Below are 14,401 nucleotides of genomic sequence, written 5' to 3' on the forward strand. Positions count from 1 at the left end.
TACAGAAAATAAGCATTCCCCCCTTGACAAAGAGGGGCGATATGTGTAAAATAGTAGAGGAACGTAAAACGTTTTCTATATTTTTGTCTGAAAGGCGGCAGGGCTTTGTTAAAGCATATTGCCGCTGATTATAAAAAATCGGAGGAAAGAATTATGCAGAAGGCTATTGGCGTATTAACAAGCGGAGGCGACGCTCCCGGAATGAATGCGGCTGTAAGAGCCGTAACAAGAGCTGCTATCAACAAGGGATACAGAGTTATCGGTATCCAGAGAGGTTACAACGGTCTGCTTCATGGCGAATGCGTTGAACTCAGCTGCCGTGACGTTTCAGATATCATTCAGAGAGGCGGCACTATCCTTTACACCGCAAGATGTCTCGAATTCAAGGAAGAGGAATATATTCTCAAGGCTGCTGAAAAGTGCAAGAGCCTTAATATGGAAGGCCTTGTTGTAATCGGCGGCGACGGTTCATTCAGAGGCGCTGCAGATCTTTCCCGTCTGGGCAATATCCGTTGCATAGGTCTCCCCGGAACCATTGATAACGATATCCAGTGTACCGAGTACACTATTGGCTACGATACTGCAATGAACACCGCTATGGAAATGATCGACAAGCTGAGAGACACCAGCCAGTCCCACGACAGATGCTCTGTTGTTGAGGTAATGGGCAGAAATGCAGGCTGGATCGCTCTTAACGTTGCCATCGCTTCAGGTGCTATTGCCTGCATCACTCCCGAGATGCCTTATGATATGAATGCTATCGCAGAAAAAATCAAGAAGGCACATGAGGCTCAGAAGGAGCACTTCATCGTTGTTGTTGCCGAGGGCGTTAACAACTCTGAGGGCATCACCAAGGGAATCCAGGAGCTTACAGGCATTGAGACCAGACTTACAGTTCTCGGTCACGTTCAGAGAGGCGGTATGCCTACCCTGAGAGACAGAGTTGCTGCAAGCCAGATGGGCTACCGTGCTGTTGAGCTTATCGACAGCGGCGCTACAAACAGAGTCGTAGGCATGAAGGATAACAAGATCATCGACGTTGATATCCAGGAAGCTCTTGCTATGAAGAAGCCCTTTGATACTGAGCTTTACAGAGTCTGCAACGAGATCACATTCTAAAAAATCACGCATTACAGAGTAGATGGCTGTGCGTTTGGAGCCTGAATACAGGCACCGCAGTGTCCCGACAACGGGGAGTTGTGTCGGGGACGAAATTTTCCGCTGAAAAGCGGAAATGCGGTACAGTCATCGCATCCCGCTGAATGCATTATACAAAAGGAGCTTTTCATTCTCCTCAGATATAATGCACAAGGCAAGAGAGCTGCGCATTATTTTAAGGAGGTTCTATAATGAAAAGCTTTTTTAATTTATTTGCCGAGTCGGCAAAATCGCTGAAAAATCTGAGGACTATCGCCACAACAGGTATGCTGCTTGCAATGGCGATAGCTATCCGCTCGCTGGCAATACAGGTAACACCGGATCTCAGAATAGTGTTCACCTGCATACCCATAAGCCTTATCGGACTGCTTTACGGCCCCGTGGTGTGCGGAATGTCCACATTTGCCCTTGACCTTATCGGCTTCCTTATCGACAACAAGTCGGCAAGAGGCTACAGCATAGAGCTGGCACTGGTGGTCATTCTTTCGGGCATCATCTACGGCATATTCCTTTACAAGCAGACCATTAAGCCCCAGTGGAGCGATATTCTCAGAGTTGCACTGGCAAGATTTTCGGTAATACTCATCTGCAACATATGCCTTAATTCGTACTTTATATACACACTCTACGTAAATCCCGATTTTACTCTTCTTGGAGCAAACGAGACCATGATGAACGGATTCTTTGTTTGGATACTCCCGAGAGTTGTGAAAAATCTGGGACAGTTCCCCATTGACGTGGCGCTTCTGTCTATGACGGTGCCTGCGGCTCAGGCAGCGTATTGCAGAGTGCGGTCGCAGTACGGGCAGGCAAAATAAAAAGGAGCTTGACTTATGATAAAAGTTGGTTTTCTCGGCACTGGAAATATGGGCGGCGCCATTATCAGAGGAATTGCCGCAGCATACAAGTCAGAAGCGGAAATATACGCATACGACCTCGACGCTGCAAAGCTTGCCGAGCTTGAAAAGCAGGGCGTAAAGGCTGTTTCCTCCGAGGGCGAGATATGCGACAAGTGCAAATATGTGTTCCTTGCAATAAAGCCTCAGGTGTTTGATTCCGTTCTCCCCAAGCTTGCCGATCACGTTAAGGAGGATTCGGTCATCGTATCCATCGCAGCAGGCATCACGGAAGAGTACATCATGAAGACCACAAAGGACAAGGTGCATACCGTTATCGTAATGCCCAATACTCCTTTCCTGCTGGGCGAGGGCGCATCCGCTCTTGCAAAGGGAACCTACACCACCGACGAGGAATTTGAGGTGGTAAAGAGCATCTTCTCCACAGGCGGTATCGCTGAGGTAGTTCCCATGGACAAGATGAAGGAGATCATCGCGATCAACGGCAGCTCTCCTGCATTCATCTATCTGTATGCCAAGGGCTTTATCGACTACGCTAAGGAAAACGGCATTGACGGCGACGCTGCTCTCAGGCTGTTTGCAAAGTCCCTTATCGGCTCCGCAAAGATGATGACCGAGTCGGGCAAGACCATTGACGAGCTTATCAAAATGGTATCCTCTCCCGGAGGAACCACCCTTGCAGGTCTTGACGGACTGTATCAGGGCAAGCTTACCGATGTTGTCAAGGACTGCTGCGAGAGATGCACAAAGAGAGCATACGAGCTTTCAAAATAAAGTAATTTTATTGCGGTCGTCCGCATAAGCTTTGTATAAGCAATACTGCAAATACAAAACAAAGGACGATTGATAATATGACCGTAAATGTTCAGAAAAGACGGCGGTACAGAGTGCGCCGCATGACCCGTGAACTGCCTGCCGAAAGGGAGATGTCCCCCGGCAGACGGCTTTATATGCTGCTGACAGTTATTGCGGCGGCAGGGGTGTTTGTTGGAGCATATACCTACAGCGGCGGGGAGGTAAATGCCGGGGGCGGCTTTGTGTCCGCCTTTGTGACAAGCCTTTGCTCTGTGGGGATATACGTTCTGCTGTTCTTTTTCGGCGGACTTTCCGCTGTGGGTCAGCCTATGGGATATATACTGTGCTTTTTTAAAGGGCTTGGCACAGGGTATCTGGCTGCATATGCTGCCTGCGCAATGAAAAGCGGAGATGTCTGCGCTGCTCTGAACATTTTTCCCTTTGAGGCTGTGAGCATGGTAACGGTCATTTTTGGGGCTAGGGAAAATATAAGAATGTCCTCCTACATTTCGGGCAGGTCATTCGGAGCTTCGGGCGAAGCCTCCGACGAGGGCAGCCTGCGGCTTTATCTTGCAAAATTTGCGCTGATATTGCTTACCGGCATCGCCGCAGCTGCGATGCGTGGACTTATGGCAGCAGTGCTTTAAACCAAGCACCAACAAAACCGGTTTTTAATTGGCGCTTAGTATCAAACGGGGAATAAAATATTTAAGGAAGTGTAGTCATTGTCATTCTTAGGCTTCGGAGCCGACTATGAAAAAGCAGGCTCGGGCATATCCAAAAATGCCCCAAAAAAGAAACCGTTTTTCCTGTTCTGGGAAATGTATTTCGGAAGATTCTGGAAGCTTATCAAGCTGAGTCTCCTGACCTTTGTGTTCTGTATCCCTGTTGTTACCATTGGTCCTGCCATAGCGGGCATGACAAAGGTGCTGCGGTGCTATCAGCTGGATAAGGATACGTTCATCTGGCACGAGTTCTGGAAGGGCTTCTCCCAGAACTGGAAGAAATCTCTCCCTGCTGGACTTATCGACGTGGCGTTCGGAGTGTCGCTCATATGCGCACTGAACGTGTATCCTGCCATGGCTAAGGCAGCGGCGCAGTCGGGCGGCAGCGGAACCATCTACTATGTTCTGTGCGTGATATCCGTAAGCTTTGCGCTGACAGTACTTATGATGAATTTTTACGCATTCCCCATGATAGTTGCCACAGAGCTTTCATTCAAGAATATCATCAAAAATTCCTTTTTCCTTACCTGTCTCGGGCTTAAAAAGAATATAATCACACTGCTTATCCTGTTCCTTATCACAGCGATAATCGTTGTCGGAACGGTGGTAAGTCCTCTGACGCTTATCCTTGTGCCCGTGTGGGCGCTGAGCTTTATGGGATTTGTGGTCATCTTCAACAGCTATCCTCTTATCCAGAAGTACGTTATAGATCCGTTCTATGCGGAAAAGGGTCAGGATAATCCTGAGTATGACTATCTCAAGCCCCTTGATGCCGAGGACGCTGTGTTCCTTGACAAGGGCGGCGAGGAAGCTCCCATCGAGGGCAAAAAGAAAAAATCCAAGGGCAGGACAATATCCTGATATATACGGCTGTATCACTTGATGCAGCCGTTTTTGTATGTAGAGTGAAATGAATTTTCTACATTCACAATTTGTTTACTTACCGAAAACTATTATATTTTTTCGTATTCGCTTGATTTACGCCGTAAAGTGTGCTATAATAAAATAAGTTATGGCATAATGTACGTGTGCGTGCCTATAGGTTCGCACCTGTTCGTAAAAATAAATGATTCAGGGAGTATTTACAATGATAAAGAGCATGACAGGCTTCGGCAGAGCCGAGGAAATTATCAGCGGCAGAGACATTATTGTTGAGATCCGCTCCGTAAATCACCGCTATTTTGAATTTTCCGCCCGTGTTCCCAGAGCTTACGGCTACCTTGAGGAAAAACTCAAGAGCTACATAAGCGGAAAGATATCCCGTGGAAAGGTGGAGGTGAGCGTTACTGTCACCGCTGTGGAGACAAGCGATGCGCTTATCGAGGTCAACAAGAGCGTTGCCAAGGGCTATGTTGATGCTCTCAGAAGCGCCAACGAAGAGCTTGGTCTTACCGATGACCTGACTCTTTCAAAGCTTATCCGCCTGCCCGATATCTTCTCCGTCAGAAAAACTGCCGAGGATGAAGAGGTCATCTGGAATGATGTAAAGACCGTTGCCGACAAGGCTTCCGACTGCTTCATCAAGATGCGTGAGACCGAAGGCGAGAAGATGAAGGAGGACGTCCTTGAAAGAGCGGACGCTATTGAAGAAATGGTGTTCGAGATAGAAAGACTTTCCCCCATTTCCGCAGAAAGCTACAGAAACAAGCTCTACGCACGTTTATGCGAGGTGCTTGCCGACAAGAATATTGATGAACAGAGGATAGTTACCGAGGCTGCCATTTTTGCAGATAAGACTGCCGTTGCAGAGGAGACTGTCCGCCTGAAGAGCCATCTGAAGCAGCTGAACGATATGCTCAGTCTCAGCGAGCCTGTGGGCAGGAAGCTTGATTTCCTTATCCAGGAGTTCAACCGTGAGGCAAACACTATCGGCTCCAAGGCACAGGATATCGCCATTACTAAGCTTGTGGTCGATCTTAAATCCGAGATCGAAAAGATAAGAGAGCAGATTCAGAACATAGAATAACGGACGGAGGAACAGATATGCAGCTTATCCCCATCGGCTACGGAAATGCCGTTTCGGCTTCACGCCTTGTGGCAGTGGTAAGTCCCGAATCAGCGCCCATAAAGCGCATAATCCAGGACGCCCGTGACAGAGGAATGCTCATTGACGCCACCTACGGCAGAAAGACCAAGTCCGTTCTTGTTATGGACAGCGACCATGTTATCCTCTCCGCTTCATCGCCTGCGTCCATTTCCGGCCGTGCCGAGGACACGGAGGAAGATGAGGAAGAGGAGTAACATATTCTCTTAAAATACACACCGAAAGGAACATTAAAATGTCAAAAGGACTTTTAATTGTTGTTTCCGCACCGTCAGGCTGCGGAAAGGGCACTATTCTTGCACAGGTGCTCAAAAATGATAATTTCTACTATTCCGTATCCGCTACCACCCGTTCCCCCAGAGAGGGCGAGGTTGACGGCGTGAACTACCATTTTCTCACCAAGGAGGGCTTCGAGAAGCTCATTGCTGAGGACGGTATGCTTGAGCACGCCTGCTACTGCGGCAACTACTACGGCACTCCTCGCAAGGCTGTTTTCGACAAGCTTGAAGAGGGCAAGGACGTTATACTTGAAATTGAAGTGCAGGGCGCTATGAAGATCAAGGAAAAATGCCCCGATGCTGTGTTCGTGTTCATTCTCCCTCCATCGTTGGGAACCCTCCGCCACCGCCTTGAAAAGCGTGGCACCGAAACTCCCGAGGTCATAGACAAGCGTGTGGGCGAGGCTGCGGGCGAGATAGAAAAGGCTCACAATTATGATTATATCATAGTCAACGACGATCTGGATGACGCTGTGGCTGATTTTCTTGCAGTCGTAAAGGCTGAGAAAATGACCGTAAAGCGTTCTTCCGAAACAATAGATGAAATATTAAACAAATAATTTTGGAGGTAATTTATTATGTTAAGACCTGCTATGAATCAGATCGCTACTCACGGTGAAAGCTGCTATTCTGTAGTTATCGGCGTTGCAAAGCGTGCAAGAGAGATCGCTGACGAGCTTAGCGAGAACAATCAGATACTTGAAGAAAAGCCTGTTAAGACTGCTGTTGACGAGTTTGCGGCTCACAAGTTCTCTATCATTGAGGATCCTGCTGTAAGACCCGGCAAATCCACAGAGGGCACAGTCTGAGCCAAGTGGACTGCATTACTGCACTGGTGGGCGTCAGCGGCACAAATGACGCTTTCGACATTGCCTACAGCTACATCGTTCCGCCTGAGCTTGAGGGCAAAGTCTCTGTTGGAAAAAGGGTCATAGTCCCTTTCGGCAGAGGAAACCGCCGCAGGACGGGCATCGTGGTGGGTATGGAGGTCTCCGACGGCAAGGGCTGCAAGGAGATAAGCTCCGTTATCGACAGCGAGCCTGTTATCGGTGAAGAACAGCTGGAGCTGCTCATGTGGCTCAAAGATACGGTGTTCTGCACCTATTTTGAGGCGTTCCGTGCCCTTATCCCGCCTGGACTTGGCGTGAACTTTGTGAGCAAGTACCGCCTGGGTGCAAAAAAGCCGAAGAAAGATCAGGTCTCCGATAAGGCGCTGGGGCTTTATATGTCCGCAGCCGAGGCGGAGGACGGCGATGAGCTGGATATGATACTTTCCTCCGACCTTACCCTTGCAAACGAGCTTGTTTCCGGCGGCTTTGTTGAGGAAACCGACATTGCAAAGCAGAGGGTGAAGGACGACACCGTAAGCATGGTGCGCCTTACCGACGCATATGCACAGGGCAGTATAAAGCTCACCTCAAAGCAGACTGCCGCCGCTCAGATACTTGAGCGTGAGGGCTGTGCTTCCGTCAAGGAGCTTTGCTATATGTGCGGCTGCACGGCTCAGGTGGTAAAGAATATGGTCAAGTGCGGCGCTGCGGAGCTTTTCGACTATGAGGTGCTGAAAACGCCCGAGGCGGTGCAGCGTGACGATATCTCAAAAATAACCCTGAACCATTACCAGCAGGCGGCTTTTGAGGGCATATCCCAGATGATAGCCGAGAAAAAGCCTGCTGCGGCTTTGCTTTTCGGCGTTACGGGCAGCGGAAAAACTCCCGTATTCGCAAAGCTGATAGAATACACGCTGAACATGGGCAGAAACGTTATAATGCTCATTCCCGAAATATCTCTCACTCCCCAGACGCTCAACCGTTTCAGGGGGCTTTTCGGAGAGACTGTGGCTGTTATGCACAGCGGACTTTCCCTTTCCATGCGCTCAAACGAGTACAAGAGGGTTAAGTCAGGGCAGTGCAGGATAGTCGTTGGGACAAGAAGCGCCGTTTTTGCTCCCCTTGATAACATAGGGCTTATAATCGTGGACGAGGAGGGCGAACGCACCTACAAATCCGAGTCCAGCCCCAGATACAACGCAAAGGACGCTGCCGCAAGGCGGTGCCTTTATCATAAGAGCGTGCTTCTGTGTGCGTCGGCAACGCCGTCCATAGAAAGCTATTACAATGCGCTTAGAGGAAGATCAAAGCTGTTTGTTATGCCTGAGCGCTACTGCGCCGACCCTTACAGAAAGCCTGAGATGCCCCGTGCCGAGATAGTCGATATGACGGGAACGGGACGGGTGTTCAGCACCGAGCTTATCGAGGCTGTCAACGGCAATCTTGAAAGGGGAGAGCAGTCCATACTGCTCCTTAACCGCAGAGGATACCACACCTATATTTCCTGCTGTGACTGCAAAGAGCCTGTTTCCTGCCCTAACTGCAGCGTTCCAATGACCTATCATAAGGTGAACAACCGTCTAATATGCCACTACTGCGGATATTCCGAGGACTATGTGCAGAAGTGCCCCAAGTGCGGCAGCACTCACCTGAAAGCCAGCGGAATGGGCACTCAGCGGCTTGAGGACGAGCTGGCGGAGTTCTTTCCCAATGCCCGTATCCTGCGAATGGACGCTGACACCACATATTCCCGCTACGCATATGACAAGCGGTTCACCGCTTTCGGCAATGGGGAGTATGACATTATGGTGGGCACCCAGATGATAGCAAAGGGACTGGATTTCCCCAACGTTACCCTTGCAGGCGTGCTCAATGCGGATAAGGCTCTCTTTTCGGGAGATTTCCGCAGCTATGAGCGGACGTTCTCTCTCATTACTCAGGTAGTGGGACGAAGCGGCAGAGCAAAGGCAGGGGGACGGGCGATAATACAGACCTATGTTCCCGACCACTACGTCATCAATCTTGCGGCACAGCAGAATTACACAGCCTTTTACAGCCAGGAGATAGCCATGAGGCGGGCGCTTATCTATCCGCCTTTCTGCGACATATGCGTGATAGGCTTCTCGGGCGCTGATGAAAAGGAAGTCTCGGCTGCGGCAGAGCTTTTTGCTGCGAAAATTGCCGAGGGCGTGGAGAAGATGGCGGAAAAGATGCCCATACGTGTGCTGGGTCCGTCAAAATGCACTTTTGAAAAGATCAACGGAAAATTCCGCTACAGGATAATCATCAAATGCCGCAACAATTCCGCATTCCGCAGCTTTATAAGCGGTATCAGGAATGAAACAGCGGGGCAGATGAGAAAGATTTCCGTTTTTATTGATATGAACGGCGATATTTCGCTGTAACTGAAAGGAAAGTTAATATGGCACTTCGCAATATCTATGTTGAGGGCGACCCTATTCTCAGAAAGGTCTGCCGCCCTGTGGAAAAGTTTGACGAGAAGCTGGCAACGCTCCTCGACGATATGCACGAGACCCTTGACAAGGCAGAGGGCGTAGGACTTGCCGCTCCACAGGTGGGAATGTGCAGGCGCATATTCATCATGCACCTTGGAGATGATGACAAGGTGGAGGCTATCAACCCCGAGATACTCAAAACCAGCGGATCTCAGCACGTTGTTGAAGGCTGCCTTTCCTGCCCCGACAAGTGGGGATATGTAACACGCCCCAAAAAGGCTGTGCTCAGAGCGCAGGACAGAAACGGAAACTGGTATGAAAGAGAGTTCGAGGATCTGGGCGCTCAGTGCGTATGCCACGAGAACGCTCATCTGGACGGTCAGCTTTTCGTTGATATAGTTGAGGAATTTGTGCGCCCCGAGGATATGCAGGAGGAGCGCAAAACAAGAAAGAAGCTCAAAGTTAAGGTAAAGAGCGCAGAATAAGTTTTTTGAAAGGCGGTGCCACGATGAACATTGTATTTATGGGAACTCCCGATTTTGCCGTTCCCTGCCTTAAAGCTCTGGTGGAAAGCGGCGAAAACGTTACGGCGGTATTTTCTCAGCCCGATAAGCCCAAGGGAAGAGGCTACAAGCTCACTCCGCCGCCTGTAAAGGAATATGCGGTCTCGCAGAATATACCCGTATATCAGCCTGCAAGCCTTAAAAAGGGCGATGACGCTGAGGAAGCATATGAAACGCTGAAAAAGCTTGCTCCCGACCTTATTGTGGTTGTGGCTTACGGAAAGATACTTCCCAAGCGTATATTGGACCTGCCTAAGACATATTGTATAAATATCCACGCTTCGCTGCTGCCCAAATACAGAGGTGCCGGCCCCATTCAGTGGTGCATACTCAAGGGCGAGAGCGAGACCGGTGTTACCTCTATGATAATGGGCGAGGGTCTTGACACAGGCGATATGCTCATCAAGGCTGCCACCGAGATCGGCGTAAACGAAACTGCCGACGAGCTTCATGACAGGCTTGCCGTAATTGGTGCGGACGTGCTGCTTGAAACGGTAAAGGCTGTAAAGACAGGGGATATCCATCCCCAGCCGCAGGACGATGAGATGTCATGCTATGCGCCAATGCTCACCAAGGAGCTTTGCCCCATTGACTTCAGCAAGACGGCAAAAGAGATACACGATCAGATAAGAGGTCTTTCCTCATGGCCCTGCGCTGTGGCACAGATAGCGGGAAGACGCTTAAAGGTATATCACAGCGAGCTTGACGGAAAGCGTCACGAGGGCTATGCTGCGGGGGATATTTGCGACAAAGACAAGTTCACCGTTGTATGCGGCGACGGCTTCGGCATCACCTTCACCGAGGTGCAGGCAGATGGCGGCAAGCGCATGAAAACAGCGGATTATCTCAGGGGAAACAAGCTTTGATTTATTGATTTAAAGGAGAATGCTTCATGTACTGGGATCAGACAATTATAATCCTCATTCCTGCCTTGATATTCAGCCTTATTGCACAGCTGATGGTAAAGGGCGCTTTTTCAAAATACAGCGGAGTGAGGAACAGCAGAGGATACACGGGAGCGGACGCTGCCAGAGCCATTCTGGACAGGAACGGACTTTCCTATATCCGCATCGAGCATATAAACGGCGAGCTTACCGACCATTATGACCCTGGAGCCAACGTTATCCGCCTGTCGGACAGCGTTTATAACAATGACAGCGTGGCGGCTGTGGGCGTTGCGGCTCATGAGGCAGGCCATGCGGTACAGTATGCGGAGGGCTACGGTCCCATAAAGGTAAGGAGCGCCATTATCCCCATAACCCAGTTCGGCTCCAATCTTTCAACGCCCCTGGTAATACTTGGCATAATATTTTCAAGCAACGTGCTTATTACAGCAGGTATCCTGCTTTTCTGCACGGTGGTGCTTTTTCAGGCGATAACCTTGCCTGTGGAGTTCAATGCCAGCGGACGTGCCCTTAAAGTTCTCAGAGAAGAGCATTTCCTTGACGATGATGAGATGAAGGGCGCAAAAAGCGTTCTTACAGCGGCGGCGCTCACATATGTGGCGGCAATGTTCTCGGCTCTTGCTTCCCTTGCAAGACTGCTGCTCATAAGGAACAGGAACAATAGCAGAAGATAACATTTTTTTGGACAGCTTGTATTTGCGAAGGAGTGAACGGATTGAACTGGGGAATGACGCTTTTTATCATCATTCTTTCCTATGCGGTGAGCATCGGCGCACGTCTGATGATAAAGCTTACTTTTTTGAAATATGATGATATCGAAACAGCCAAAAAGATATCCGGCGCTGAGGCGGCAAGGGCTGTTCTTGACGGCAGGGGACTTTCGTATGTTTCTGTGGAGCGTATCAGGTCGGAGCTTTCAGACGGCAGCACGCTCATGAGAGTGGAGCTTTCCGAAAGCACCTTTGACAGTGACAGTGTGGCGGCGGTAGGCATGGCTGCTTATCAGGCAGGTCATGTGATGCAGCGGGCTGACGGCTACAGCCTTAACAGTCTGACAGGCGCTGCGGAAAATGTATCGGCGATATGTTCGCAGTTCCTTGTTGTCGTGCTTTTTCTCGGTTCACTGTTTTCTATAGAACCGCTTATCAGGCTGGGAACTGTGCTGTTTATCGTAATGGCAGTATTTCAGGCTGTGATGTTCATTTCGGAGGCAGATGCGGGAAAGCGTGCCATTGCCTCTCTTCGTCAGGAAAATATCCTTGATGACAGCGAGCTTGAAGGTGCGCAGAAGGTCATAAGGACTGCCTCTCTTGTTTACGCTGCGGCGCTTGCATCGCTTCTTGCGTCACTGGTGCGCATGATGACAGGCGCAAACAACAAATGATTTTTAATGTAAAGGTGTGATAAAATGTCCGCAAGGTATGCTGCATACAAGCTTATCGAAAAAGTCGAAACGGGAGGATACTCCAATATCGCTCTGGGCGGTATGTTCTCAAAATCAGACTCCCTTTCCGACAGGGATAAGGCGTTTGCGGCAAGGCTGTTTTACGGTGTTACCGAGCGGAAGCTTACGCTGGAGCACATCATAGGCGCATATGTTTCAAAGCCCCTGCAAAAGCTTGACAGGCAGGTGCGCATAACGCTTATGATGGGCGTTTATCAGATAATGTACATGGATAATGTGCCCGACAGCGCTGCGGTCAACGAGTCGGTGAGCCTGGTCAAAAAGCTTGGCAAGGCATCGGCTTCGGGAATGGTCAATGCGGTGCTGAGAAGTATTATCCGTGACGGTAAGAAAATACCGCCTGTTAAGGGCGATAAATACGATAAAATGGCTGTGGAATACTCCTGCCCCGCCGAGCTTATCAGGCGGATATGCAAGGGCTACGGCGAGGAAAACACAGTATCTTTATTGGAAGCATCATTGCTTACCTCGGTGACGGTTCTCAGGACAAATGTGCTGAAAACCTCATCTGAGGAGCTTATAGCTTCTCTTAAAAGCAGAGGGATATCAGCAAAGGCAAGCGAATTTGAGGAAAATGCGGTCATCTGTGACGACCTGCGGGACGTGGAGCGTGACCCTGATTTTATTGCGGGAAATTATCACGTTCAGGACTATTCCTCTCAGCTTTGCTGCAAGGCGGTCTCTCCCCGAAAGGGAGAAACGGTCATCGACATCTGCGCCGCTCCGGGAGGAAAGACCTTCACCATGGCGGAGATGATGGGCGATGAGGGCAGGATATTCGCCTGCGAGCTTCACGAAAAGCGGACGGGACTTATAGTAAAGGGAGCAGAGCGGCTTGGCATAAGCTGCATTGAAGCTGTCACCAACGATGCGAGGGTTTATAACGAAAAGCTGCCCACGGCGGACAGAGTTCTATGCGATGTGCCTTGCAGCGGATACGGAGTTATAAGAGGAAAGCCCGAGATAAGGTACAAGCCCCTTTCGGAAGCGCAGCGCCTCCCCGAGATACAGCTGGATATCCTGCGGACAGCCTGCCGATATGTAAAGGACGGCGGACTTCTGGTATATTCCACCTGCACGGTGAATATAGAGGAAAACGAGTGTGTTATCGAAAAATTCCTTGCGGAAAACAGCGATTTTCACGGCGAGGAGTTCCCCGAGGATATGGGAGATTTCTTCCGGGGAAAATTCATGACAGCCATTTTTTCAAAGCAGTTCGGCGGCGACGGATTTTTCATCTGCCGCATGAGGAAAGGAAAAAAGTAATGGAAAAGACCGATATTTTATCCCTCAGCCTTGAGGAGCTTATCATTGCCCTTGACGCTCTGGGAGAGAAGAAATTCCGTGCCGAACAAATTTTTTCATGGCTTCACGTAAAAAAAGTCACAGAATTTGAAGAAATGACTAATATTTCCTTGGAACTTCGCACAAAGTTATCTGAAAATTTTTATATAAAACGACTAAATATTGCTAAAAGGCTTGAATCTTGTACGGATAATACGATAAAATATCTTTATGAGTTGGACGACGGCAATCATATCGAGACAGTTCTGATGGAATATAAGCACGGAAACAGCATCTGCATATCCACTCAGGTGGGCTGCAAAATGGGCTGCAAGTTCTGCGCTTCCACCATTGCAGGATTCAGAAGAAACCTTGCTCCGTCGGAAATGCTCATGCAGATATACATGGCGGAAAAGGACAGCGGCAGGCATGTGGACAGCCTTGTGCTCATGGGCATAGGCGAGCCGCTGGATAATTACGATAATGTTATAAAGTTCCTGGAGCTGCTTTCATCTCCCAAGGGCAGGAATATGAGCCTGCGGCACGTTTCCCTCTCCACCTGTGGAGTCGTGCCAAAAATAAGGGAGCTTGCAAAGCTCAGAACGGGACTTACACTGTCGGTCTCCCTTCACGCTGCGGACGACAAGAGCAGGAGCGAGATAATGCCCGTAAACAATGCGTGGCAGATATCCGAGCTGCTTGGTGCCTGCAGGGATTACATAAGGGATACGGGCAGGCGCATATCCTTTGAATATGCGGTCATAAGCGGAGTCAACGATTCTTCGGAGGACGCACGCAGGCTTGCGGCGCTGCTCCGTGGGATAAATTGCCATATAAATCTCATTCCCGTAAACAAGATCAAGGAGAGGAGCTATACCGCCGACAGGCAGTGCGTGGCGGTGTTTGCAAAGAGACTCACTGATCTGGGGATGAACGTTACCGTGAGAAGAACGCTGGGTGCTGATATCAACGCAGCCTGCGGTCAGCTCAGACGGGAATACGAAATTTAAAGATCACGGCGTTTCGGCACGGGTCTTGCGG

The 14,401-nt window shown here is 49.7% G+C and carries 16 protein-coding genes and 1 riboswitch; all 16 genes read left to right on the forward strand.

What is annotated here, in order from left to right; genetic code table 11:
- The first annotated feature begins 153 nt into the window (after positions 1 to 153).
- The 16 genes from pfkA (at position 154) to rlmN (ending at position 14,370) form a co-directional block, all read left to right on the forward strand.
- Complete coding sequence (gene pfkA / locus OCV68_RS08825; RefSeq protein ID WP_022474411.1) at positions 154 to 1,119, forward strand: 6-phosphofructokinase; 966 nt, start codon at positions 154 to 156, stop codon at positions 1,117 to 1,119.
- 12 nt (positions 1,120 to 1,131) lie between these two features.
- Positions 1,132 to 1,263: riboswitch (THF riboswitch) on the forward strand.
- Positions 1,264 to 1,349: 86 nt separating this feature from the next.
- Positions 1,350 to 1,976, forward strand: coding sequence for a folate family ECF transporter S component (locus tag OCV68_RS08830; RefSeq protein ID WP_022474412.1), 627 nt, complete (start codon positions 1,350 to 1,352; stop codon positions 1,974 to 1,976).
- A 15-nt stretch (positions 1,977 to 1,991) separates the two neighbouring features.
- Positions 1,992 to 2,789: a pyrroline-5-carboxylate reductase gene (gene proC / locus OCV68_RS08835; RefSeq protein ID WP_262572095.1), complete on the forward strand. Its 798-nt coding sequence runs from the start codon at positions 1,992 to 1,994 to the stop codon at positions 2,787 to 2,789.
- A 77-nt stretch (positions 2,790 to 2,866) separates the two neighbouring features.
- Positions 2,867 to 3,457, forward strand: coding sequence for a hypothetical protein (locus OCV68_RS08840; RefSeq protein WP_147621920.1), 591 nt, complete (start codon positions 2,867 to 2,869; stop codon positions 3,455 to 3,457).
- A 78-nt stretch (positions 3,458 to 3,535) separates the two neighbouring features.
- Positions 3,536 to 4,396 (forward strand): YesL family protein, encoded by an 861-nt coding sequence (locus OCV68_RS08845; RefSeq protein WP_147621919.1) that lies wholly within the window; start codon positions 3,536 to 3,538, stop codon positions 4,394 to 4,396.
- 226 nt (positions 4,397 to 4,622) lie between these two features.
- Entirely contained in the window at positions 4,623 to 5,501 is an 879-nt protein-coding gene (locus tag OCV68_RS08850; RefSeq protein ID WP_022474416.1) for a YicC/YloC family endoribonuclease, read from the forward strand.
- A 17-nt stretch (positions 5,502 to 5,518) separates the two neighbouring features.
- Positions 5,519 to 5,776, forward strand: a complete 258-nt coding sequence (locus OCV68_RS08855) for a DUF370 domain-containing protein (protein ID WP_022474417.1) — start codon at positions 5,519 to 5,521, stop codon at positions 5,774 to 5,776.
- A 38-nt stretch (positions 5,777 to 5,814) separates the two neighbouring features.
- Positions 5,815 to 6,417 carry a guanylate kinase gene (gene gmk / locus OCV68_RS08860; protein ID WP_022474418.1) on the forward strand — a complete coding sequence of 201 codons (603 nt, stop codon included), beginning with the start codon at positions 5,815 to 5,817 and terminating at the stop codon, positions 6,415 to 6,417.
- An 18-nt stretch (positions 6,418 to 6,435) separates the two neighbouring features.
- Positions 6,436 to 6,666 (forward strand): DNA-directed RNA polymerase subunit omega, encoded by a 231-nt coding sequence (locus OCV68_RS08865; RefSeq protein WP_022474419.1) that lies wholly within the window; start codon positions 6,436 to 6,438, stop codon positions 6,664 to 6,666.
- A 5-nt stretch (positions 6,667 to 6,671) separates the two neighbouring features.
- The gene (gene priA, locus OCV68_RS08870) at positions 6,672 to 9,092 is read left to right on the forward strand and encodes a replication restart helicase PriA (protein ID WP_262572096.1); all 2,421 of its coding nucleotides are present in this window, start codon (positions 6,672 to 6,674) and stop codon (positions 9,090 to 9,092) included.
- 17 nt (positions 9,093 to 9,109) lie between these two features.
- Positions 9,110 to 9,628, forward strand: coding sequence for a peptide deformylase (gene def / locus OCV68_RS08875; protein WP_022474421.1), 519 nt, complete (start codon positions 9,110 to 9,112; stop codon positions 9,626 to 9,628).
- 23 nt (positions 9,629 to 9,651) lie between these two features.
- Positions 9,652 to 10,572: a methionyl-tRNA formyltransferase gene (gene fmt / locus OCV68_RS08880; RefSeq protein WP_178086066.1), complete on the forward strand. Its 921-nt coding sequence runs from the start codon at positions 9,652 to 9,654 to the stop codon at positions 10,570 to 10,572.
- A 26-nt stretch (positions 10,573 to 10,598) separates the two neighbouring features.
- Positions 10,599 to 11,285 carry a zinc metallopeptidase gene (locus OCV68_RS08885; protein WP_262572097.1) on the forward strand — a complete coding sequence of 229 codons (687 nt, stop codon included), beginning with the start codon at positions 10,599 to 10,601 and terminating at the stop codon, positions 11,283 to 11,285.
- A 32-nt stretch (positions 11,286 to 11,317) separates the two neighbouring features.
- Complete coding sequence (locus OCV68_RS08890; protein WP_262572098.1) at positions 11,318 to 11,995, forward strand: zinc metallopeptidase; 678 nt, start codon at positions 11,318 to 11,320, stop codon at positions 11,993 to 11,995.
- A 24-nt stretch (positions 11,996 to 12,019) separates the two neighbouring features.
- Positions 12,020 to 13,342, forward strand: a complete 1,323-nt coding sequence (rsmB, locus tag OCV68_RS08895) for a 16S rRNA (cytosine(967)-C(5))-methyltransferase RsmB (protein WP_262572100.1) — start codon at positions 12,020 to 12,022, stop codon at positions 13,340 to 13,342.
- Complete coding sequence (rlmN, locus tag OCV68_RS08900; RefSeq protein WP_022474426.1) at positions 13,342 to 14,370, forward strand: 23S rRNA (adenine(2503)-C(2))-methyltransferase RlmN; 1,029 nt, start codon at positions 13,342 to 13,344, stop codon at positions 14,368 to 14,370. The genes rsmB and rlmN overlap by 1 nt, the downstream gene beginning before the upstream one ends.
- Positions 14,371 to 14,401 lie beyond the last annotated feature (31 nt).

This window comes from Huintestinicola butyrica (assembly GCF_025567215.1).
In the GTDB taxonomy this organism is placed as follows: domain Bacteria; phylum Bacillota; class Clostridia; order Oscillospirales; family Ruminococcaceae; genus Huintestinicola; species Huintestinicola butyrica.